We start from the raw sequence: 1,858 nt of genomic DNA on the forward strand, positions 1-1,858 counted from the left end.
CCCAACGATTACCAGGTGTAGATGGTGCGCGTCCCAATTTAAAAATTCCGCCCGATTTTAGCGCTTCTAAATCTACAGATGTGGGATTGAGATATTTACTAACTTGGACTGGTTCTTCAATTGCAGTTCCCAAAAGCAAATCATCACCCAGAGGTTCTTGGACAATGGCATCAAAACTATATTGCTGACCAACTTTTACTTGTTGTGGTAAATTGACATCAATTTGAGGTGGCTTGCTACCAGAGGTAAGTAAGCTACGTTCTGATAAAATTTCTTGACTAACTATTTTTGCACCTTCAATCCGTTGACGTGAAGTAATGGTAGCATTGAGAGCCAAATTATTACTGTTAGCAGAAGGTAAGCCAGTGATATTAGTTACCGTTTCAGCAACAATAGCATTGCCTTCAGCTTTCCAAGATTGCAACTGTGTACTGTATCGTAACTGTGGATATCGTTTCCAGAGTGCTATTAAAGACTTTTCTAGAGATTGGGCATTTAATCCATCTCCATGTATGAAGTTGGGACTGTATAATTGCATTACTCCTTTAATATCCCCTTGACTAGCTGCTCTATCCATTTGAGTTAACAGATTTCTCAATTCAGTGGGTGTATTACTAGGGAAAGTTTCCCCAGTTTGGATGCTTTGAGAAAAAATGTTGGTTGTCCGGGATTCACGCAGTCTTTGTCTTAAAGACATCTGAGATTCTTTGACAGCAGCAGATATCGGTTGCACTGGTTCTGGAGTTTTAGCTTGAACGGCTTGTTCATTACTAGTGACACCAAGTATCAGCAGAGATACAATCAACCAGATACCATGAGGAAATTTCTGTTGGTGTTTCAGTAACAAGGTAGTAATGTTAGTCATTGGGTAAGATTTTACTGATTTGAGTAGAGAACTTCAGGAAATTGTTTTATCTTAGATAACCTAAGCGCGAAACGGTAGAGTTTTGATGGCAAACGCACCGATAAAATTATTAATAGCTGCCAGTGGAACAGGTGGACACTTGTTTCCGGCGATCGCACTGGCCGAAAAACTGTCAGACTATGAAATTGAATGGCTGGGTGTCCCCAATCGTTTAGAAACTCAACTTGTCCCCAAACAGTATCCTTTGAATACTATTGCAGTTGAGGGGTTTCAGCAAGGATTTGGATTATCCACACTCCGCATCTTGGGTCAGCTAATAGCTGCAATTATAGAAGTGAGGCGCATTCTCAAACAAGGCAAATTTCAAGGTGTAGTCACCACAGGGGGTTATATCGCTGGACCCAGCATCATTGCGGCGCGTTCCCTGGGATTACCTGTAATTTTTCATGAATCTAACGCCTTACCCGGTAAAGTTACCCGATTTTTTGGCCCTTGGTGCAGTGTGGTGGCTTTAGGATTTGCCGCAGCTAGTCAGTATTTACCTCGTGCTAAAAATGTCTGTGTAGGTACTCCGGTGCGTTCTCAATTCCTGGATCAAGGACTTCAGACATCACTAGATTTACCCATTCCTGATGGTGTGCCTTTAATTGTAGTCTTTGGTGGCAGTCAGGGTGCGGTAGCGGTGAATCAGTTAGTGCGCCAGTCAGCTGGGGCTTGGTTTGATGCGGGTGCTTATGTGGTACATTTAACAGGCGATCGCGATCCCGAAGCTGATAGCCTTAAGCATCCACAATACATCACATTACCATTTTACGACAATATGGCCGCATTACTCAGACGAGCCAATTTAGCCATTAGTCGGGCTGGTGCTGGTAGCTTAACAGAATTAGGGGTATGTGGAACGCCAGCTATATTGATTCCCTACCCCTTTGCTGCTGAAAACCATCAAGCATACAATGCAGATGTATTTACTCAAGCTGGCGCAGCACTGAC

2 protein-coding genes are annotated in these 1,858 nt (G+C 43.0%); one reads left to right on the top strand and one right to left on the bottom strand.

Features of this window, described 5'->3' with window-relative positions; genetic code table 11:
• Positions 1-865 (bottom strand): nuclear transport factor 2 family protein (locus tag VB654_RS09925; RefSeq protein ID WP_323213555.1); only part of this gene is annotated, 865 nt, incomplete at its 3' end.
• 85 nt (positions 866-950) lie between these two features.
• Here VB654_RS09925 and murG point away from each other — a divergent pair.
• Positions 951-1,858, top strand: a 908-nt coding sequence (murG, locus tag VB654_RS09930; RefSeq protein WP_323213556.1) for an undecaprenyldiphospho-muramoylpentapeptide beta-N-acetylglucosaminyltransferase, incomplete at its 3' end; no start/stop codon positions are given.

Origin of the sequence: Nodularia sp. UHCC 0506 (assembly GCF_034931045.1) — a bacterium.
Taxonomy (GTDB): domain Bacteria; phylum Cyanobacteriota; class Cyanobacteriia; order Cyanobacteriales; family Nostocaceae; genus Nodularia.